This window comes from Streptomyces sp. HNM0575 (genome assembly GCF_012726265.1).
GTDB lineage: Bacteria > Actinomycetota > Actinomycetes > Streptomycetales > Streptomycetaceae > Streptomyces.
The window spans coordinates 287,035-306,288 of record NZ_JAASAG010000003.1; the positions used below are offsets into that span (position 1 = coordinate 287,035).

General features: G+C 72.6%; 16 protein-coding genes. 6 read left to right on the forward strand and 10 right to left on the reverse strand.

Features of this window, described 5'->3' with window-relative positions:
• Nucleotides 1-2: 2 nt before the first annotated feature.
• Genes HCC61_RS09245 through HCC61_RS09255 form a run of 3 tightly spaced genes read right to left on the reverse strand, consistent with a single transcriptional unit; the run spans nt 3 to nt 3,439 of the window.
• A complete protein-coding gene (locus HCC61_RS09245) occupies nt 3-1,007 on the reverse strand; it encodes a sugar ABC transporter permease (RefSeq protein ID WP_169134816.1) in 1,005 nt (334 codons plus the stop codon).
• Between the two features lie 18 nt (nt 1,008-1,025).
• A complete protein-coding gene (locus tag HCC61_RS09250) occupies nt 1,026-2,327 on the reverse strand; it encodes an extracellular solute-binding protein (protein ID WP_240968724.1) in 1,302 nt (433 codons plus the stop codon).
• Nucleotides 2,321-3,439: a LacI family DNA-binding transcriptional regulator gene (locus tag HCC61_RS09255; RefSeq protein WP_169134817.1), complete on the reverse strand. Its 1,119-nt coding sequence runs from the start codon at nt 3,437-3,439 to the stop codon at nt 2,321-2,323. Before HCC61_RS09255 ends, HCC61_RS09250 begins: the two co-directional genes overlap by 7 nt.
• A gap of 307 nt (nt 3,440-3,746) precedes the next feature.
• Here HCC61_RS09255 and HCC61_RS09260 point away from each other — a divergent pair, with 307 nt between their 5' ends.
• Nucleotides 3,747-4,052 carry a 4a-hydroxytetrahydrobiopterin dehydratase gene (locus HCC61_RS09260; RefSeq protein ID WP_169134818.1) on the forward strand — a complete coding sequence of 102 codons (306 nt, stop codon included), beginning with the start codon at nt 3,747-3,749 and terminating at the stop codon, nt 4,050-4,052.
• A 43-nt stretch (nt 4,053-4,095) separates the two neighbouring features.
• Here the strand turns inward: HCC61_RS09260 and HCC61_RS09265 are convergent, their stop codons facing one another.
• From HCC61_RS09265 to HCC61_RS09275, 3 genes are all read right to left on the reverse strand, one after another.
• Nucleotides 4,096-5,286 carry a S1 family peptidase gene (locus HCC61_RS09265; RefSeq protein ID WP_169134819.1) on the reverse strand — a complete coding sequence of 397 codons (1,191 nt, stop codon included), beginning with the start codon at nt 5,284-5,286 and terminating at the stop codon, nt 4,096-4,098.
• Nucleotides 5,287-5,640: 354 nt separating this feature from the next.
• The gene (locus HCC61_RS09270) at nt 5,641-6,285 is read right to left on the reverse strand and encodes a fasciclin domain-containing protein (RefSeq protein WP_169134820.1); all 645 of its coding nucleotides are present in this window, start codon (nt 6,283-6,285) and stop codon (nt 5,641-5,643) included.
• Nucleotides 6,286-6,433: 148 nt separating this feature from the next.
• Nucleotides 6,434-8,014 carry a molybdopterin-dependent oxidoreductase gene (locus HCC61_RS09275; protein WP_169135212.1) on the reverse strand — a complete coding sequence of 527 codons (1,581 nt, stop codon included), beginning with the start codon at nt 8,012-8,014 and terminating at the stop codon, nt 6,434-6,436.
• Between the two features lie 402 nt (nt 8,015-8,416).
• Here HCC61_RS09275 and HCC61_RS09280 point away from each other — a divergent pair, with 402 nt between their 5' ends.
• The 5 genes from HCC61_RS09280 to HCC61_RS09300 all read left to right on the forward strand — a co-directional run bounded on the left by HCC61_RS09280 (nt 8,417) and on the right by HCC61_RS09300 (nt 14,178).
• The gene (locus tag HCC61_RS09280; protein WP_169134821.1) at nt 8,417-9,727 is read left to right on the forward strand and encodes an FAD-dependent oxidoreductase; all 1,311 of its coding nucleotides are present in this window, start codon (nt 8,417-8,419) and stop codon (nt 9,725-9,727) included.
• Between the two features lie 182 nt (nt 9,728-9,909).
• A complete protein-coding gene (locus tag HCC61_RS09285; protein WP_206322329.1) occupies nt 9,910-10,623 on the forward strand; it encodes a DUF1365 domain-containing protein in 714 nt (237 codons plus the stop codon).
• The gene (locus HCC61_RS09290) at nt 10,620-12,032 is read left to right on the forward strand and encodes a cyclopropane-fatty-acyl-phospholipid synthase family protein (RefSeq protein WP_169134822.1); all 1,413 of its coding nucleotides are present in this window, start codon (nt 10,620-10,622) and stop codon (nt 12,030-12,032) included. The genes HCC61_RS09285 and HCC61_RS09290 overlap by 4 nt, the downstream gene beginning before the upstream one ends.
• A complete protein-coding gene (locus HCC61_RS09295; protein ID WP_169134823.1) occupies nt 12,029-13,312 on the forward strand; it encodes a cyclopropane-fatty-acyl-phospholipid synthase family protein in 1,284 nt (427 codons plus the stop codon). Before HCC61_RS09290 ends, HCC61_RS09295 begins: the two co-directional genes overlap by 4 nt.
• Nucleotides 13,309-14,178 carry a DUF1295 domain-containing protein gene (locus HCC61_RS09300; RefSeq protein ID WP_169134824.1) on the forward strand — a complete coding sequence of 290 codons (870 nt, stop codon included), beginning with the start codon at nt 13,309-13,311 and terminating at the stop codon, nt 14,176-14,178. Before HCC61_RS09295 ends, HCC61_RS09300 begins: the two co-directional genes overlap by 4 nt.
• A gap of 150 nt (nt 14,179-14,328) precedes the next feature.
• Here HCC61_RS09300 and HCC61_RS09305 read toward each other — a convergent pair whose 3' ends face one another.
• The 4 genes from HCC61_RS09305 to HCC61_RS09320 all read right to left on the reverse strand — a co-directional run bounded on the left by HCC61_RS09305 (nt 14,329) and on the right by HCC61_RS09320 (nt 19,114).
• A complete protein-coding gene (locus HCC61_RS09305) occupies nt 14,329-15,288 on the reverse strand; it encodes an anti-sigma factor (RefSeq protein WP_346777104.1) in 960 nt (319 codons plus the stop codon).
• Complete coding sequence (locus HCC61_RS09310) at nt 15,285-15,872, reverse strand: sigma-70 family RNA polymerase sigma factor (protein ID WP_169134825.1); 588 nt, start codon at nt 15,870-15,872, stop codon at nt 15,285-15,287. The genes HCC61_RS09305 and HCC61_RS09310 overlap by 4 nt, the downstream gene beginning before the upstream one ends.
• 408 nt (nt 15,873-16,280) lie before the next feature.
• Nucleotides 16,281-17,117, reverse strand: coding sequence for an aldo/keto reductase (locus tag HCC61_RS09315; RefSeq protein WP_346777105.1), 837 nt, complete (start codon nt 17,115-17,117; stop codon nt 16,281-16,283).
• Between the two features lie 170 nt (nt 17,118-17,287).
• Nucleotides 17,288-19,114, reverse strand: a complete 1,827-nt coding sequence (locus tag HCC61_RS09320; protein WP_169134826.1) for an AMP-dependent synthetase/ligase — start codon at nt 19,112-19,114, stop codon at nt 17,288-17,290.
• Nucleotides 19,115-19,254: the final 140 nt, after the last annotated feature.

Genomic DNA, 19,254 nt, shown 5'->3' on the forward strand with positions numbered 1-19,254 from the left:
GCTCAGGCCCCCTTCCGCTCGGTGAACCTGCGGGCGAGGAGCGACAGCGTCACCACGACCAGCACCAGTACGACGCCGAGCGCCGCCGCGAAGTCGGGGTGGGCCTGCTCGATGCCCTTCTGGTAGAGGATCAGCACCGGGGAGGCCGAGGCGTGATCGGGCCCGCCGCCGCCGGTGAGCAGATACGGCTCGGTGAACAGGTTGGCGCCCTTGATGATCGCGAGGACCGTGACGAGGGTCGTGGCGTGGCGTACGCCCGGCACCGTCACCGACATGAAGGTGCGCACCCGGCCCGCGCCGTCCACGCCGGCCGCCTCGTACAGCTCGCCGGGCACGCCTTGCAGCGCCGCGAGATAGAGCATCACGAAGAAGCCCAGGTTCGTCCAGGTGACGAAGACCGCCACCACCGGCATCGCGAGCGTGGAGTTGACCAGCCACGACGGGTCGGGCGCGAGTCCTCCCAGGATGTGGTTGAGCAGCCCGTCGGTGCCGAAGAGATAGCCCCACACCGCCACCAGCGCCACGCTCGCCGTGATGTACGGCAGGTAGTAGGCGGCGCGGAAGAACGACCGCAGCGGCACACGGGAGTTGAGCGCCGAGGCGAGCACGAGGGCGAGCACCACCGTCAGCGGGATGTTGATGACGAGGAAGACGGCGATGTTGAGGAACGAGCGCAGCACCACCGGATCGGTGAACACGTCGCGGTAGTTGCGCAGCCCCACCCACGGAGAGTCCACGTCGGTGCCGGGCGCGGTGAAGTAGAAGCGGTGGAAGGACATCCACACCGTGTAGCCGAGCGGCACGGCGAAGACGACGATCAGGAACAGCGCGTACGGCGTGACGAACAGGGCGCCCAGCGGCGTCCTGCCGCCGCGCGAGGCGCTGCCGCGCGGTCCGCCGCGCCCGCCGGGGCCGCCGGGGCCCCGCGACGGGCCACGGGATGCTGGCGGTGGGCCGGGCGCGGGCCAACGGCGCCCTCCGGCAGGGGACTTGAGGGGGAGACTCATCGGGGACCTCGGCAATCGTCAGTACTCGTCGAGGAGTTGGGAGATCTTGTCGGAGGCGTCGCGCAGCGCGGGCCCCGTGGGCTCGCGCCCGAAGACCACGGACGCCGTCCAGCGGTCCCGCAGCGCCTGCCACATGTCCACGGAGCCGGCGACGTTCGGCACCTCGACGATGCGGTCCGCCTGTCCGGCGAACTTCCGGTAGCCCGGGTTCTTTGCGAACCAGTCCCCGTACGTCTTCAGCAGATCCGGGCGCATCGGCATCTGGCCCGTCACGTCGAGCAGGGCGCCGTCCTGCTGCTTCGACGTGGCGAACTTCAGCACGTCCCACGCCGTGGCCCGGTGCTCGCAGGCGCTGAACATCGACACCGACTTCTCGTCGGAGAAGGTGTGCGTCCTGGACGCGGGCAGGCCCTTCGAGGTCGGCACCGGCACCACGCCCCAGTCGATGCTGTCCTTGTACGCGGCGACCGCCCACGGCCCGGCGATCGTCATGGCGGCCTTGCCCGCGGCCATCGAATCGCCGGGGAACAGCTCCGGCTGCGCCAGCTTCTCGCGGTACAGGCTGCGCCAGAAGTCCATGACGCGGCGGCCCGCCGGGTCGTCGAACCGCGGCTCGCCGTCCTCGACGAGCGGCCTGCCGTGCGTCTCCGCGATGAAGGACGCGTAGAAGTCGTACCAGGCCTGGAAGAACTCGGAGCTGGGCGCGGGCCATATCGCCGCCTTCGCCGCGCCGCTGTGCACGAGCTTGCGCGAGGAGGCCAGGAAGTCCTCGTACGTCGAGAGCTTCGGGTGCTCGGGGTCGAGTCCGGCCTTCTCGAAGAGCTTCTTGTTGTAGAGGATCATCACGGGGTTGCTCTTCCAGGGGATCTGGTAGAACTTCCCGTCCTCGGAACGGTATTGGGCCGCGGCACCGCCCGTACGAGCGGTGATGTACCTCTCGGCGCCGGGGAAGTCGTCGAGCGGGACGAGGCCCGCCTGCTTCTGGAACTGGGGCACCGACGCGGGCGAGGTGTTGAAGACCAGGCACGCGCTGTTGCCCGCGATGATGGACGCGCTCAGCGCCTCCTCGGAGGTCTTGCCCGCGGGTATCTTCTGGGCCTTGATCCGTTCACGGGGGTGCTTCGCGTTCCACTCGGCCACCATCTTCTTTCCCCAGGTGACCTCTTGGGCGTTGTTGGACAGCCACACCGTGATGGGGCCGCGCGCCTCGGACGCGGCGGCGCTGCCGGGCATCGTACGGGCGCATCCCGCGCTCGCACCGGCGAGCGCGAGCAGCAGCAGGAGCGCCGCCGCCGTCTTCCTCTTCCGCTTCCTCAGCAAGATTCGCTCCGTATCGCCGGATTCGGGGACGTGGGGGCCGGGCCCGTGGGGTCCTGGGCCGTCTGGTTCGGCACCGCCGAGTGGGGCGCGGGCCCCAGCGAGGCGCGGGAGAGCAGCTCGGCGGGGGCGAGTTCGACGTCGTCGGCGCGGCCGGCCGAGACGACCTCGTCGAGCGCGCGTGCCGCCGCCGCGCCCCAGCCCTGCGCGTCGGCGCGGGCCGAGGCCAGCGGCGGGTGGGTGTAGGCCGCGAGCGGGGTGTCGTCGTAGCCGACGACGGAGAGGTCCTGCGGTACGGACAGGCCCAGTCGGTGGGCGACGGCGAGGCCCGCGGTCGCCGACAGGTCGTTCGCGTAGACGATCGCCGTGGGGCGCTCCGCGGCGGGCAGCGCCAGCAGCTCGCGGGTGGCCGCCGCACCCCCGTCGGCGGTGAACCCGCCCGGCAGCACGGGCCCCGGCGTCAGCCCCGCCGCCCGTACGGCCTCCTCCCACGACTCCTGACGGCGCCGCGAGTGCCGGAACTCCCGCGGCCCCGCCACATGTGCGATACGCCGGTGCCCCAGCTCCGCCAGCCGCTCCACGGCCGCGGCGAACGCCGGTCTGTCGTCGAGGCTCACGGCGCACAGCCCCTGCGCACAGTCCGGGTCGCCCACCACCACGGCGGGCAGCCCGATACCGGCGGTCAGCGCCGGGCGCGGGTCGTCGACGCGCATGTCTGTGAGCAGCACGCCGTCGACGCGCCGGTCGGCCGCGAGCCGGTGGTAGGCCGCGGCCTCGTGCGCGGGGTTCGTGACATGCAGTACGAGGGAGTCGCCGCGCGGGGAGAGAAACGACTCGACGCCCGCGATGAAGGCGGGGAAGAACGGGTCCGCGCCCACCGCGTCGGTCTCCCGCGTCAGCACCAGACCGAACGCGCCCGCCCTGCCCTGCGACAGGGCCTGCGCGGGGCGGCTGGGGCGCCAGCCGAGCTCGGCGGCGGCGGCGAGGATGCGCGACTTGGTCGCCTCGGCGAGGCCGGGGCGACCGTTGAGCGCGAAGGAGACGGCGCTGGGGGAGACCCCGGCGAGCTTGGCGACGTCCGTGATGGTGGGTCGCCTCTCACGTGATGCCGCCATGCCGCCGGGTCCCGTCCGTTCGCTGTGGATGCCGAGTTGAGCTTGCGCGCTATGAGCCGCTATCGGCCGGTTGGTGAGGTTGAAGTCTTTAAACCGCTTTAGCCGGCGCGCGATGCGTGAACTCAACCGGAACCCTGTTGCGGGTGTCAACGGGTGTGCAGGGGAAAGTCCCTGCCGTCGGGATGCGGCGGCCATGCGTCGGGCGCGCGGCACGGCTCGCGGCGGGGGCCCCGGGGCGGGGCGCGGGCACCGGCGGGCTCCTAGGCTGGCGGTACGCCGCACGACACGACAGGAAGCGAGACATGCCATGGCCCCTGAAGCGCTGACCCGGCAGCAGACCGACGAGGCACTGGCCGAGCTTCCCGGCTGGAGCACGGACGGCGACAGCATCTCCCGTACGTACTCCTTCGCCGGGCATCTGCCGGCGGCCGCGATGGTGATCCATGTGGCCGCGGTCCAGGAGGAGTTGAACCACCACTCCGACATGACGCTCGGCTACAACAAGCTGTCCGTGACGGTGAACACCCACAGCGTGGGCGGGCAGGTGACGGAGAAGGACATCGAACTCGCCCGGCGCATCGAGGAGATCGCCCCGGGCCACGGCGCGAGCTAGCCGCACGGGCCGTGCCCTCGGGGCGTCTCGTACCGCCGTGTGCCTAGTCGGTGCTGAGCGTCAGCCCGTACTCGGCGAGGGGCTCCGTCACGGGCTGGAAGTAGGTCGTGCCGCCCGTCGAGCAGTCGCCCGAGCCGCCCGACGTCGTGCCCTGCGCCTGGTCGCCGGAGAGGAACGGCCCGCCGGAGTCGCCCGGTTCGGCGCACACGGAGGTACGGGTCAGGCCCCGCACGGTGCCCTGCTCGTAGGTGACGGTGACGTCGTGCTGCTCGACGGTGCCGCAGCGCCAGCCGCTGGTCGCCCCGGAGCGGCACACCGACGAACCGGACGGCATCTGCGTCGATCCGGCGACGGTCAGGTTCGCCGCGCCGGGACCCTTCACATAGGGCTTCGCCCGCCAGTCGTCGTTGACGGCGACCCACGCGTAGTCGTCGTCGGGGAAGGCGGCGCCCTGCACGGTGCCCTGCGCGGCACGGTTGCGGCCCGTCGTCTTCGAGCCGGCCTTTCCGCAGTGCCCGGCGGTGACGAACCCTTCCGTGCTGCCCTTGGTGACGGGGAAGCCGATGGAGCAGCCGGTGGTGCCGTTGGTGTAGTAGGCGTCTCCGCCGCGCAGATCCTCGTCGTAGGTGCGGGGCTTCTCGGCGGACTGCGTCACCTGGACCAGTGAGGCGGAAGCTCCGCTGCGGGTGAGGAAGTCCTTCGCGGACGCCGTCTCGCCCGCCCGCACGAAGACGCTGTTGCTGCGCACGTCGACGCCCCACAGCGAGGTGCCGCGCGGCGACCGGCGGAGCGCGGAGCTGTCCAGCGCGCTCTTCGCGCGCTCCAGCTCGGTGAGGCTGTGGCGTACGACCTTCGACTGCGCGCCCTCGGCCTTGATCGCCGCCGAGTCGCCGCTGTCGGTGGTGGCGACGACCAGCTTCGAGGTGGCTCCCGTGACCCAGGCCCCGCCGAAGTCGCTGCCCAGCTTCTTGCGGAGCTTCTTCTCCACGGCGACCGCACGCTGCTCGTTGACGAGCCGCAGCCTCGCGTCCGCCATCGTGATGCCGAGGTCCTTGCTGACGCTCTTCAGCATCCCCGGGGCGATCTCCGGTACGGGCGTCCTGGTGCCGGTGTCCGCGGTGCCGGATCCGGTGCCGGGCGGATGGGGTTCGCCCGCGGTCGCGGGCAGCACACCGACGCCGAGGGCGCCGGCGGTGAGGACCGCGGCGGCGAGGACCGGGAGCTTACGGGGCATTGGCGCACTCCTCGTGTCGCTGGCGCACAGGCTTTCTGGGGCCTGGGCTCAGCGTCGGGCCACCGCGGCGGTGACACCACCGTGAGGGGACCAGATGGACGCACGGGCGACGAGGTGTGTGCGGCCGTACGGAGTGCGCACGCGAGGCGGCGTGGCACGGCACCCGGCAGGTGCCGTGCCACGCGGTTCCCCGTTACCGGGATCCCCGTTTCCCGGATCCCCGTTTCCCGGATCCCCGTTTCCCGGATCCCCGTTTCCCGGATCCCCGTTACCGGGATCCCCGGTCCCGGGGTGCGCCGGGCGGCGGCCCGTGCTCCCTGCCGCACGCCCGGCTCCCGGGCCCGGTGCCCGCGCCTACTTCGGCGGCATCAGGACGGAGTCGACGATGTGCACCGTGGCGTTGGCGGTCTTCACGTTGCCGCAGCCCACGGCCGCCTCGTCGTTGACCTTGTAGGAGTCGCCGGATCCGGAGGTGGTCAGCCTCTCCTTCGCCAGGGTCTGGAAGGAGCCGTCGGCCAGCTTCTCCTTCGGCACCTTCTCGCCGACCACGTGGTAGGTGAGGATCTTGGTGAGCGTCTTCTTGTCGCTCATCGCCTTCTCCAGGTCGGCCTTGGGGATCTTCTTGAAGGCGTCGTTCGTCGGGGCGAAGACGGTGATGTCCTTCGAGCTGTTGAGGGTGTCGACCAGGCCGGCCTTCTTCACCGCGCCGACCAGCGTGGACAGTTCGGGGTTGTTGCCGGCGGCGGTGGCGACGGGGTCCTGGGCCATGCCCTTGAAGCTGCCCTTGCCGGTCTTCGGCACGGACTTGCAGGCCGGTCCGAACTCTCCGTTCGCCGCCTGTCCCTTCGCGGGCTTCGAGGTCTCCTTCGGCGCCTCGGACTTCTTGCCGTCCTGGGCCTTTGCGCCGCCGCTGTCGCCGGAACAGGCCGCCGCTCCGAGCGGCAGCAGCGTCACGGCGGTGACGGCGACGACGGTACGGCGGATACGGGAGGTGTTCATGTCGTTCTCTCCTCGGGATCGGTCCATCTGTCCTGCTCCGCGACTGCGTCGCGGAGCCCTCATCCGGCGGGCGGCGGGCGGCGGTCGGCGGGTCGGGGCCACCGTCCGCTGCCCGGCCGGGAGTTCGCGGCGGGCGGACCCGCGGCGGTCAGCTCACGTCGACCACCACCGAATGCCGTCCGGTAGCACCGTCGGGTACGGTCCCGGCGCGCTCGGCGGTCTGCGTCTCGCCGTCCTTGTCGGTGGCGCGCACCTGGAGCCGGTGGCTTCCCGGGGTGGCGGGCCACTCCCACACCCACTGCCGCCATGTGTCGCGGCCGTCCTCGTCCGCGAGCCGGGCCCGGTGCCAGGGGCTGCCGTCGACGCGTACCTCGACGCGTTCGACGCCCCGGTGCTGGGCCCACGCCACCCCGGCGACCCGTACGGTGCCGGCCCGCAGCGAGGCGAGCGGCCTTGGAGTGTCGATGCGGGACTGGGTCTTGACGGGCGCCTCGCGCGCCCAGTCCCGCTTGACCCAGTACACGTCGTAGTCGTCGAAGGCCGTCAGCTCCAGTTCGCGCAGCCACTTGCACGCCGATACGTAGCCGTAGAGGCCGGGCACGACCATGCGGACCGGGAACCCGTGGGCGAAGGGCAGGGGTTCGCCGTTCATGCCGACCGCGAGCATGGCGTCACGGCCGTCCATGACGGTCTCGACCGGACTGCCCAGCGTCATGCCGTCCACCGACCGTGCCACCAGCTGGTCGGCCCGTCCGCCCTGCGACGGCGGGCGCACCCCGGCCTCGCGCAGCAGACCGGCCAGCGGCACGCCGAGCCAGCGGGCGTTGCCCGTATAGGAACCGCCGACCTGGTTGGAGACGCAGGTGAGCGTGATGCGGCGTTCGATCAGCCTGCGGCCGAGCAGGTCCTCGAAGTCCAGCGTCAACGGGCGGCGTACGCCCGTCCCGTGGATGCGCAGCCGCCAGCCCGCGACATCGACCCGGGGCACGGAGAGCGCGGTGTCGACGCGGTAGAAGTCCTCGTTGCGCGTGACGAACGGCTCGACTCCGTCGATGCCCAGGTCCGCGCGGCGCGGTACGGGGGCGGCGGGTGAGGCGGGCGCCGGCAGCACCACCGAGGCGCGGGAGGCCGACGCACGGGCGCGGCGCGCGGAGTTGAGCCGGAGACCCGCGAACCCGGCCGCCGCCGAACCTGCGGCCACCGCGCCCGCGGCCAGGGTGAAACCGCGCCGGTCGAAGGAGGCCGGGGCGGCCGGCCGCTCGGCCGCCCCGCAGGAGGCCTCTCCTCCGGCCGGCGCGGTCGTAGCGGCCGCGGCCTGCGCTCGTGCGGCGAGCCGTCCCGCCAGCAGATGGAGCGCTCCCGCCCCGGCGAGGGCACCCACGGCGGACGGCAGCGCGTCCAGCGACCCGCCGTCCGGCCGTTCCACCGCCGACGCCGCACCGATCACGCCGAAGAGCAGCACCCCGGCGGCGCCGGTGCGCCGCAGCCGCAGCGCGAGCAGGCCGAGCGCGAGGGCGGAGAGCAACAGCAGCGCCACGATGCCCAGTTGGAGCACGAGCTTGTCCTGGCTGCCGAAGGTGCGGATCGCGAAGTCCTTCACGGGCGCCGGTGTCCTGTCGACGACCGCTCCGCCCACCGCCGTGAGCGGGCTCGCCTCGGGACGTACCGGCACGGACGCCAGCTCCGCCACGGCCAGCGCCGCGAACCCGGCCAACAGGCCGGCCACCATGGCGAGTCCGGCACGCGGTGCCCGCGGCGTACGGGGCGCACGCGTGCCACGACCCGTGCCGCGGCCGGTCACCGCGGCGGTGCCGCGGCCGTTGGCGTCGCCCCCTCCGGGGCCGCTCCTGCCGCCGTTCGCGCCGTGCGCACCGTCCGCGCCGCTCGTGTCGTTCGCGCCGCCCGCCGGTGCGTCCGTGCGGGCCGGTGCCGCGCTGGGTTCTCGATCGCTGCTCACGTCCGGCATTCGCGGCCGCCAGGGATCCGGATTGGCCGCCACATCAGGAGAATTCGCTGTTCAGCCCGTTCGGAAGAAATTCCGTTCCGCGACCAAGCCGCGGCACTTGCCGCTCCGAATGAAGCCGGAGAGGGCATGCATCGTCCTCCCCGTGTACGGAAGGAGCGGCAGCGGATGGCAGAGCGCAGCGGTGGCGGACCGGGGCGGCGCCGGGTGGCCGTGGTCGGCAGCGGAGTGGCGGGGCTGACGGCCGCGCACGTGCTTCAGCGCGCGGACTCTGTGTCCCTGTACGAGGCGGACAGCCGGCTCGGCGGGCATGCCCACACCCATGACGTGCCGTCCGCGGACGGCCGGGTCCACCGGATCGACTCCGGCTTCATCGTCCACAACGAGCGCACGTACCCGCTGCTGCTGCGGCTCTTCCGCGAACTCGGCGTGAGCACACGGGAGTCGGAGATGAGCATGTCCGTACGGTGCGAGGGCTGCGGACTGGAGTACGCGGGTGCGCGCGGAGCCCGCGGCGTGTTCGCACAGCCCCGCAGCCTCGTGCGGCCCCGCTTCCTGCGGATGGTCGCCGAGGTGCCCCGCTTCCACCGGCAGGCGCGCCGCCTGCTGGAGAGCGAGGACGCCGGCGGCGCCGGGGCGGAGGGGCAACAGGCCCTCACCCTGGGGGAGTTCCTCGCGCGCGGCGGCTATTCCCCGTACTTCGTCACGCACTTCATGACGCCGCTGGTGTCCGCCGTGTGGTCCTGCGACTCGGCGGCGGCGCTGCGCCACCCGGCCGTCCATCTGTTCCGCTTCCTGGACCACCACGGCATGCTGAGCGTCGGCGGCTCGCCGCAGTGGCGCACGGTGGAGGGCGGATCCGGCACGTACGTGGAGCTGATCGCCAAGCGCCTGGCGGCGGTTCACACCTCCACACCCGTACGTGCGGTGCGGCGGCACGCCGACGGCGCCGAGATCGTCACGGAGGACGGGACGGCCCACGAGTACGACGCCGTCGTGCTGGCCACACACGCCGACACGGCCCTGCGGCTGCTCGAACGGCCCACCACCGCGGAGCGCCGGGTCCTCGGCGCCTTCCGCTACTCGCGCAGTCGCACGCTGCTGCACACGGACGGTTCGGTGCTGCCGCGGGCGCGGGCCGCCCGCGCCTCGTGGAACTACCTGATGCCGTCCTGCGGCACCGACGCCGGGTCCGTACGCATCAGTTACGACATGAACCGGCTCCAGCGCCTCGACGCCCCGGAGCACCACCTCGTCACCCTCGGGGGCGGGCATCGGGTCGACCCCGCCTCGGTGACGGCCTCCATGGTCTACGAACACCCCCTGTACACCGCGGAGTCGGTCGCCGCGCAGCAGCGGCTGCCCGAACTCTCCTCCGCCGCCGCGGTGTTCGCGGGCGCGTACCACGGCTGGGGGTTCCACGAGGACGGCTGCCGCTCCGGCGTGGACGCCGCCGCGGCCCTGGGGGTGCGCTGGTGAGGCACGGAGCACGCACGGCACGCACATCCCGTGTCGCCCGCGCCACGACGGACGCGGCGGACACCGCGGACGCGGCCGACACCGCGATCGCGCCGGACACGACGGACGTGGCAGACACGGCGTACGCGCCGGACACGGCACGGGAGGGATCCGGCGGGCCCGCGCGTCCCGGCCGGACCGCCCTGTACGACTGCCTGGTGACGCACGTACGGACCCGGCCGCTGCGCCACACCGTGCGGCACCGCACCTACATGTGGCTCGTCGACGTGGACCGGCCGCCGCGGCTGCCGCGCCCCCTGCGTCCCCTCGCACGCTTCGAGAGCCGCGACCACTTCGGCGGCACGGCACCCACGATCCGCGCCGGCCTGGAACGCTTCCTCGCCGCGCGCGGCGTCGACCGGCCCGCCGGGCAGGTGCTGATGCTCACCAACGCCCGCGTGTTCGGCCACGTCTTCAATCCGCTGACCCTCTACTGGTGCCACGACGCGGACGGCGAGCAGATCTGCGTCGTGGCCGAGGTGCACAACACCTACGGCGGGCGCCACTGCTATCTGCTGCATCCGGACGGCGCCCAAGTGGCCACCGCCGTCAAGGAGTTCTACGTCTCCCCGTTCTTCCCCGTCGACGGGGCGTACCGGATGCGGCTGCCGCGCCCCGGCGCGGGACTGCACCTCTCCGTCCACCTCGAACGGGCCGGAGAGCGGCCGTTCACCGCGACGCTGCGCGGCCGGCGCAGGGCGGCGACCACACCGGCGCTGCTGCGCGCCGCCCTGCGGCACCCCTGGCCGACGGCCGCCGTCACCGCCGCGATCAGGCTGCACGGCGTCCGGCTCTTCCTCCGCGGCCTGCCCGTACGTCCCCGTCCCCGCCACCGGATCCAGAGAGGCCTGGAGTGAGTCCGCACACGCAATCACAGTCCGAGCACCACGCCGCGGTGGATCCACGGCGCTGGCCCGACGTCGCACGCACTCCACGGCGCGCGCCGCTGCGCACGGCCGTCGCCGCGCATCTCGTGCGCCGCGCCCTGGCACGGCTGCCGCTCGACGTGCGCACGCCCGACGGGCGGCACCTCGGCCGGGGCGGCCCGCTGCTTCAACTCCGTGCCCCCGACCGCTTCTTCGCGAGAATCGGACGTCACGGCCTGATCGGCTTCGGAGAGTCGTACATGGCCGAGGAGTGGGACGCGCCCGATCCGGCCGCCGTGCTCACCGTCATCGCCGGACACGTCACCGAACTCGTGCCGCGGCCGGTCCAGCGGCTGCGGGCCCTGTGGGCCGCGCGGCAGCCCGCGAAGGCCCGCAACACCGAGACGCACTCCCGCGAGAACATCCACCACCACTACGACCTGTCCAACGAACTCTTCGCCCTCTTCCTCGACGCCACCCTCACCTACTCCTCGGCGCTCTTCGGTGAACTGCCCGCCGAATGGGACGACTTGGCGGCGGCCCAGCAGCGCAAGACCGACCGCCTCCTCGACCTGGCCGGAGTCGGTCCCGGCACCCGGCTGCTGGAGATAGGCACCGGCTGGGGCGAACTGGCGCTGCGCGCCGCGGCCCGTGGCGCGCACGTCGTGACGGCGACCCTCTCCGAGGAGCAGCTGAAGCTGGCGCGCGAGCGCGTGCGGGCCGCCGGACACGAGGACCGCGTGACGCTGCTGCTGCGCGACTACCGGCAGCTGACGGGCACGTACGACGCCGTTGTCAGCGTCGAGATGATCGAAGCGGTGGGCGCGGAGTTCTGGCCGGGCTACTTCCGCTGCCTGGACCGGCTGCTGGCGCCCGGCGGACGGGCCGCCCTCCAGGCCATCACCATGCCGCACGAGCGGATGCTGGCCACCCGGAACACCCATACGTGGATCCAGAAGTACATCTTCCCCGGCGGGCTGCTGCCGTCCATCGAAGCGATCGAGCAGACCGCCGGGGACGCCACCGCGCTGCGGGTGACCCGGCAGTACGGATTCGGGCGGCACTACGCGGAGACGCTGCGCCTGTGGCGCGAACGCTTCGCCGAACGCGCCCCCGAGGCGGCCGCGCTCGGGTTCGACGCGACGTTCCGGAGGATGTGGAACTTCTATCTCGCCTACTCGGAGGCGGGCTTCCGCGCCGGATATCTCGACGTCAGGCAGGTGCTGCTCACCCGGCCCGCAGAGGACGCCGCCACCGAGATCACCACCACCAGCGGCGGCCCCACGGACGCCGAGCCCGCCGACAACCAGCCTGCCGACAGCGAGCCCGCCGACAGCGAGCCCGCCGACAACGAGCCCGGCGAGGACGGCCCCGAGACCGACGAGGAGAGCCCCGTATGAACACCGGAGGTGCCGCACGGCGTCTCGCGCCCCTGCTCCAGGAACTGCTCGGCAGCCCCCTGCCCGTACGGCTGCGGACCTGGGACGGCAGCGAGACGGCCCCCGGCGACTCGGCCGAGGACGCACCGGTGCTGGTGCTCCGCTCCCGCCGCGCGCTGCGCAGACTGCTGTGGCAGCCCGGCGAACTCGGCCTGGCCGAGGCGTACATCACCAGGGACATCGACGTCGAGGGAGACCTCGCCGACGGGCTGCGCACCGTGTGGCGCGCGGTGCGCAGTGGCGGCCTGCGCCCACCGCGCACCGGCGCCCGCGAGCGTGCGCGTGCGCTGGGAGTGCTGCTGCGGCTGGGCGCCGTGGGTCCCCGCCCGCCCGCGCCGGCGCTGCGCGCCCGTCCCACCGGACGGCTGCACAGCCGCGCCCGCGACCGCGCGGCCGTCGCCCATCACTACGACCTGTCCAACGACTTCTACGGCCTGCTCCTCGACGAGTCGATGGCGTACTCCTGCGGCTACTGGCGCCGCCCCGAGGATCCGGACTACTCGCTGGCCGACGCACAGCACGACAAGCTCGAACTCGTCTGCCGCAAGCTCGGCCTGCACCCCGGCGCCCGGCTGCTCGACGTCGGCTGCGGCTGGGGCTCGCTCGCGCTGCACGCCGCCAGGCACCACAAGGCGCGGGTTACCGCTGTGACGCTCGCGCGGGAACAGGCCGCGGCCGTCACCCGCCGGGTCGAGGAGGAGGGCCTGGAGGAACTGGTCGACGTGCGGTTGCGGGACTACCGCGACATCGAGGCGGGGACCTACGACGCGGTGGGCTGCATCGAGATGGGCGAGCACGTCGGGGACGCGCAGTACCCGGCGTTCGCCGCGGCGCTGCGCGACAGGCTCCGCCCGCAAGGACGGCTGCTCCTCCAGCAGATGTCGCGAGGCCGGAACGCGCCCGGCGGCGGTGCCTTCATCGAGACCTACATCGCCCCCGACATGCACATGCGGCCGCTCGGTGAGACGGTCTCGCTGCTGGAGGGTGCCGGTCTGGAGGTGCGCGGCGTGGAATCGCTCCGCGAGGACTACGTCCGTACGGTCGCGGCATGGCGGCGCACCCTGGAGGAGCGGCGGCCCGAGGTGACGGCGCTGATCGGGGAGGAAGCCGCGCGGGTGTGGCGCCTGTATCTGGCGGGCGGGATGCTCGCCTTCGAGGAGGGACGCATGGGCGTGGACCAGATCCTCGCCGTACGGCCGGACGCGGACGGCAGCAGCGGAATGCCGGGCGGCGGACGGTGAACGGCTTCCCCTGGGGCACGTTCGGCGTCAACCTCGCCGTGAGCGCGGGCGCCGCCCTCGCCGTCATGCTCGTCACCTTCGCGGTGGCGCTCGCCAAGGGCGTGCACCGCGTCGTCGACGTCGCGTGGGGGCTGGGATTCACCGCCGTCGCCGCGGTCACCTTCGCCGTCTCGGGCGCGTACGGGCACGGCCACGGGGACGGCGCACGCCGGCTGATCGTCACGCTGCTGACCGCCCTCTGGGGCCTGCGGCTGGCCTGGCACATCGCGAGGCGCGGACGCGGCCACGGCGAGGACCCGCGGTACGAACGGCTGCTCGCGAGGGGACGCGGCGACCCCCGGCTGTACGCGCTGCGCACGGTGTATCTGCTGCAAGGCGCACTCGTGTGGCTGGTGTCGCTGCCCGTACAGGCCGCCCAGTATCTGCCGGGGCCGGTGACGGGGCCGCAGCGGGCGCTGGTCGTGGCCGCGGTGGCGGTGTGGCTGACGGGGCTGCTCTTCGAGTCGGCCGGCGACGCGCAGCTCGCCCGCTTCAAGGCCGATCCCGAAGCGCGCGACGTGAACGGCTTCCGCATCATGGACCGCGGTCTGTGGCGCTACACGCGGCACCCCAACTACTTCGGGGACTTCCTCGTGTGGTGGGGCCTGTACCTGCTGGCCTGCGGCGACTTGGCGGTGGCCGCCGCGGTTGTCGTCTCGCCGCTGGTGATGAGCCTCCTGCTGACCGAGGGCAGCGGAAAGCGGCTGCTGGAACGGCAGTTGGCGGACCGTCCCGGCTACGCGGAATACGCGGCACGCACCAGCGGCTTCTTCCCGCTGCCCCCGAGAGGGGGCCGCGGCCGGGGATCGGGTGCCGATGCGGCGTGACCGCCGGGTTCCCGGGCCGCGCCTCCGCGGCGCCACCGCCGGTTCCGTGGTGAATCTTCGCGGCGCCACGGCCGGTTCCGTGGTGAACCTTCGCGGCGCCACCGCCGTGCCCCTCTGCGCGGACCCGGGGCACGGCGGACGTACGCCCCGCTACGCCCGGGGGAGCTTCATCAGGGCCAGCGGCTGGGTCGTCGGCTGCGGGGAGCCGCCCGCCGGTTCGACCGTGACGCCCATCGCGGACGCCCTGCCGACATTCCCCTCCATCAGTACGGCCTCGCTGCCGCCCGCCGACTCCATCAGGCCCGCGGACCGCATCTTCTTACCGTCGGCGAACCAGAGTTGGTAGACCTTGCCCCTTGGAGGGGCGTCCAGTCCCGAGGTGAGGAAGGCGGCACGGTCGCGGTCGCGGGAGACGACGACGGTTCCCGAAGCGCCGCCCGGCAGTTCACCGCGTCCCGTGGTCCTCGCGTCGGGCGCCGCCAGCACCCGGGCCAGCTCCTGCTGCTGCCGCTGGGAGCGCTCGGCCTGTTCGTGAGCGTCCTGTGCCGCCCGGTACTGCCACACGGCGACACCGCCGGACGCCGCCGCCAGGGCCAGGCAGGCGGCGAGCGCGAAGCGCGGCAGCGCCCGCAGGCCGGACCGCGGGCCGCCGCGCGGACGTTCGCTCCGTCCGCCGCCGCGCCGCTTGCCGCGGTACCCGGACCGGGCCTCGCTCGCGGTGCCGCCGCCCGCCTCCCCATGACGGGCGTCCGCCTCCCCATGACGGGCGTCCGCCTCGCCATGACGGGCGTCCGCCGCGGGGCCGCCCGCGGGGCCGCCCACCCTCGGTGGCTCCTGCCGTACGTGGGCGATCTCCCGGAGGACCCGCTCGCGCATCCGCGGCGAGGTGGCCGCCGACACCGCGAGGCCCAGCCGTCCCGCGGTCGCCCGCAGCTCCGCGACCTCCCGTTCGCAGGAGGGGCACGCGGCGAGATGCCGTGCGAACTCCTCGCGTTCGGAGTCGGGGAGCGCGTTCACGGCGTAGACGCCTGTCAGCGTGTGCAGTTCGGCCCCCGCCGTGCCGCCGGCCGCGGCGTCACCGGTACCGCCGCCGCTCGTCCCACCGGTCACGCGGTCACCCCCAGGCAGTCGCGCAGCCTGATCAGTCCGTCCCGCAGCCGGGTCTTCACCGTGCCGAGGGGCTGGGCCAGCAGTTCGGCGACCTCCCGGTACGTGAGGCCCCGGTAGTAGGCGAGAGTCACGGACTGGCGCTGGAGCTCGGTCAGGGTGCGCAGACAGCGGCGCACCTGCTCGCGCTCCAGTCGCGCCTCGACCGCCTCGGTGACGTGGTCGAACGCGGGCGTACGGTCCAGCAGCGCCGCACGCTGCTCACGGTCCGCGGCGGCCTGCGCGGAGCGCACCCGGTCCACGGCCCGCCGGTGGGCGAACGTCAGCACCCACGCCATGGCGCTGCCCCTGTCCGGGCGGTAGTGGGCTGCGGTGCGCCACACCTCGACCAGGACCTCCTGCGTGACCTCCTCGGACTGCGCCGGGTCGCGCAGCACGCTGCGTACGAGTCCGAGGACGGGTCCGGCGATCCGGTCGTAGACGGCGGCGAACGCGTCCTGGTCGCCGCGTGCGACCTCGGACAGCAGCTGCGCCAGTTCGGGCGGTGCCGTACCGCCCGCACCCGTGATGTGCACTGTTTCCCTCACGCCTGCGCACCTCCCCCGGATCCGGGTGCGCATGCGGGCGCGGCGGCGGTCCGGGTGCGCTCCGGCGGCCACGCCGGCCCGGGCCGGTGCCGTGTGCGCTTATACGCGGTGCGGTGGGATGCGGCCAAGCCCATGTTTCCTCCCGGGAGTTCTCCTCACGGGTCCTTCGTGGCGGACGGCCCGGTGGATTGGTGGGCTGCGCGCCGTATTCCGCGTGCCGTACCCCGTGCCCGTCCCGCGTCCCGTCCCGTGCCCGTCCCGCGTCCCGTCCCGTGCCCGGACGGAGGCCGCCGGGAGACGGGCCGGGCCCGGACGCGTCCGCGCGCGGCCGGAAGGTACCGGCCGCGCGCGGAATGCGGGGTGCGGTGGTGGGTGAGGGAGCCTCGGCGCCTTACGGCGCCCGTCCCGTCAGCCCATCCAGTTCATGGTGTCGGGGTCCGGGCCGAGCCTGGTGTCGCTGTTGAGCCCGCCGATCTCCTCCAGGTCCCCTGCGTCGAGCTCGAAGTCGAAGACGTCCATGTTCTCCCTGATCCGGGAGGGCGTGACGGACTTCGGGATCACCACGTTCCCCGTCTGGAGGTGCCAGCGCAGCACGGCCTGTGCGGGCGACTTCCCGTGCTTGGAAGCGATCGCCTGGAGCTTGGGCTCCTTGAGCAGCTCCTTGCCCTGGCCGAGCGGCGACCACGCCTCGGTCGCGATGCCGTGGTCGGCGTGGAAGGCACGCGGCACGCCCTGCTGGAGATGCGGGTGCAGCTCGATCTGGTTGACGGCCGGGACGGTGCCGGTCTCCTTCAGCAGCCGCTGGAGGTGTGCGGGGTTGAAGTTGGAGACCCCGACGGCCCTGGCGCGGCCCTCGGCGTGGATCTTCTCGAACGCCTTCCAGGTGTCGACGTACCTGTCGGCCTCGGGAACCGGCCAGTGGATGAGGTAGAGGTCCACGTAGTCCAGGCCGAGCCTTTCGAGGGAGTTGTCGAAGGCGCGGAGCGTGGAGTCGTAGCCCTGGTCGGCGTTCCAGAGCTTGGTGGTGACGAACAGCTCCTCACGGGGCACGCCCGAAGAGGCCAGGCCGCGGCCGGTTCCCCGCTCGTTCTCGTAGATGGCGGCGGTGTCGATGCTGCGGTAGCCCGCTTCGAGCGCGGTGCCCACAGCGGTCTCCGCCTCGTCGTCCGGCACCTGCCAGACGCCGAAGCCGAGTTGCGGCATGACGCTGCCGTTGTTGAGGGTGATGGTGGGAACGTTGCTCACGAACGATCGGTCCTCACATATTGACGAACGGTTCCGGTTCCATTCCGTCAACGATCAAGGCGACCGGCGCATTCCTGGGTTGGGGCATTCCCGGGTTGCGGCATTCCTGGGCCGGGGCTCCGGATCCTGCTCCGGTTCCGGCCCCGCGCCGCAGCGGCGGTCCTCGCGCCTCACTGGTGGTACAGCGCCTCGATCTCGACGGCGTACGCGGTCTCGATCGCCTTCCGCTTCAGCTTCAGCGACGGCGTGACGTACCCGGCCTCCTCGGTGAACTGCGCCGCGAGTATCCGGAAGGTGCGTATGGACTCCGCCTGCGAGACCTGGGTGTTGGCGGCGACGACCGCGCGCCGCACCTCCGTCTCCAGGTCCGGGTCGCGCACCAGCTCCGTCGGCTTGAGCTCCGGCTTCTCCCGCATCTGGAGCCAGTGGGTCACGGCGTCCGGATCCAGGGTGACCAGGGCCGACACATACGGCCTGTCGTTGCCGACCACGATGCACTGCGCCACCAGCGGATGCGCGCGGACCCGCTCCTCGAGGATGCCGGGCGAGACGCTCTTGCCGCCCGACGTGACGAGGATCTCCTTCTTGCGCCCGGTGATGGTGAGGTAGCCGTCCTCGTCCAGGGCGCCCAGGTCGCCCGTGGCCAGCCAGCCGTCGTGCAGCGCCTCGTCGGTGCCCTTGGGGTTGTTGAGGTAGCCCTGGAAGATCTGGGGGCCGCGGAGCCAGATCTCGCCGTCGTCGCCGATGTGCACGGTCGTGCCGGGCAGCGGGTGCCCGACGGTGCCGAAGCGGGTGCGCTCGGGCGGGTTGAGGGTGGCGCCGGCGCTGGTCTCCGTCAGTCCGTAGCCCTCGTAGATGCGCATGCCCACGCCGTCGAAGAAGAGGCCGAGCCGCCGCTCCATCGCGCTGCCGCCCGATATCGCGCCGCGGCAGACGCCGCCCATGGCGTCGCGCATCTTGCCGTAGACGAGAGCGTCGAAGACCTGGTGCTTCAGCCGCAGCGACGCGCTCGGGCCGGGGCCCGTGCGGAACGCCTTGTGCTCCATCGCCTCCGCGTAGCGCACCGCCACGTCCACGGCCTTCTCGAACGGGCCGAGCTTGCCCTCGAGTTCGGCCTTGCGGCGCGAGGCCTGGAAGATCTTCTCGAAGAGGTACGGCACGGCCAGCATGAACGTCGGCCGGAAGGTGGCCAGGTCGGGCAGCAGCGCCTCAGCGGCCATGACCGGCTGGTGCCCGAGCCTCACCTTGGCGCGTATGCACACGAGTTGGACCATCCGCCCGAAGACGTGGGCGAGCGGCAGGAAGAGCAGCAGGGACGGCGGCTCGCTCGGCTTCGAGCTGAAGACGTGCTGGTACTTGGCCTGGATGCCCTCGGCGTCGGCCATGAAGTTGGCGTGCGTCAGGACGCAGCCCTTGGGGCGGCCGGTCGTGCCCGAGGTGTAGATGATCGTCGCCGTGGAGTCCGGGGTGACGGCGAGCCGGTGCCGGTGGACGACGTCGTCGTCCAAGTGGGCGCCAGCGGCCATGAGTTCCTTCTCGGCCTGTGCGTCGAGCTGCCAAAGCCGCTTCAGCTGAGGCAGCCGGTCGATGACGGAGCCGACCGTCATCGCGTGGTCCTCGTGCTCGACGATGGCGGCCGAGACCTCGGCGTCGTGCATCATCCAGCAGACCTGCTCCGCGGAGGAGGTCGGGTAGATGGGCACCACGTGGACGCCGATGGACCACAGGGCGAAGTCCAGCAGGGTCCACTCGTAGCGCGTGCGGGACATGACGGCGACCCGGTCGCCGAAGCGGATGCCCTCCGCGAGCAGGCCCTTGGCCATCGCCATCACCTGGTCGCGGAACTCCGCGGCGGTCACATCCTGCCACTCGCCGGCCGCGTCCTTGCGTGACAGCGCGACCCTGTCGGGGTCCTCGGCGGCATGGTCGAAAACGGTGTCAGCCAGCCCGCCAACCTGGGGCGTGGGAGCCACAGCCGGGACGGTGAACTCGCGCAATGGGAATGCTCCTCGACGTGCAGTGCACAGCTGTGTAAGGCACAGCGCGCGGTGACCGTATCCGATGAAACAGCCGCCGGGGAGAGGGTCCGAACCCGGTCAACCGGTCATTCCGGGGCGCATCGGATTGGCGTCGTCAG

Coding starts and splice junctions, on each gene's coding strand:
- HCC61_RS09260 (WP_169134818.1), top strand. CDS start 3,747: ATGGCCCCTGAAGCGCTGACCCGGCAGCAGACCGACGAGGCACTGGCC.
- HCC61_RS09270 (WP_169134820.1), bottom strand. CDS start 6,285: ATGAACACCTCCCGTATCCGCCGTACCGTCGTCGCCGTCACCGCCGTG.
- HCC61_RS09255 (WP_169134817.1), bottom strand. CDS start 3,439: ATGGCGGCATCACGTGAGAGGCGACCCACCATCACGGACGTCGCCAAG.
- HCC61_RS09295 (WP_169134823.1), top strand. CDS start 12,029: ATGAACACCGGAGGTGCCGCACGGCGTCTCGCGCCCCTGCTCCAGGAA.
- HCC61_RS09245 (WP_169134816.1), bottom strand. CDS start 1,007: ATGAGTCTCCCCCTCAAGTCCCCTGCCGGAGGGCGCCGTTGGCCCGCG.
- HCC61_RS09280 (WP_169134821.1), top strand. CDS start 8,417: ATGGCAGAGCGCAGCGGTGGCGGACCGGGGCGGCGCCGGGTGGCCGTG.
- HCC61_RS09265 (WP_169134819.1), bottom strand. CDS start 5,286: ATGCCCCGTAAGCTCCCGGTCCTCGCCGCCGCGGTCCTCACCGCCGGC.
- HCC61_RS09275 (WP_169135212.1), bottom strand. CDS start 8,014: ATGGTGGCCGGCCTGTTGGCCGGGTTCGCGGCGCTGGCCGTGGCGGAG.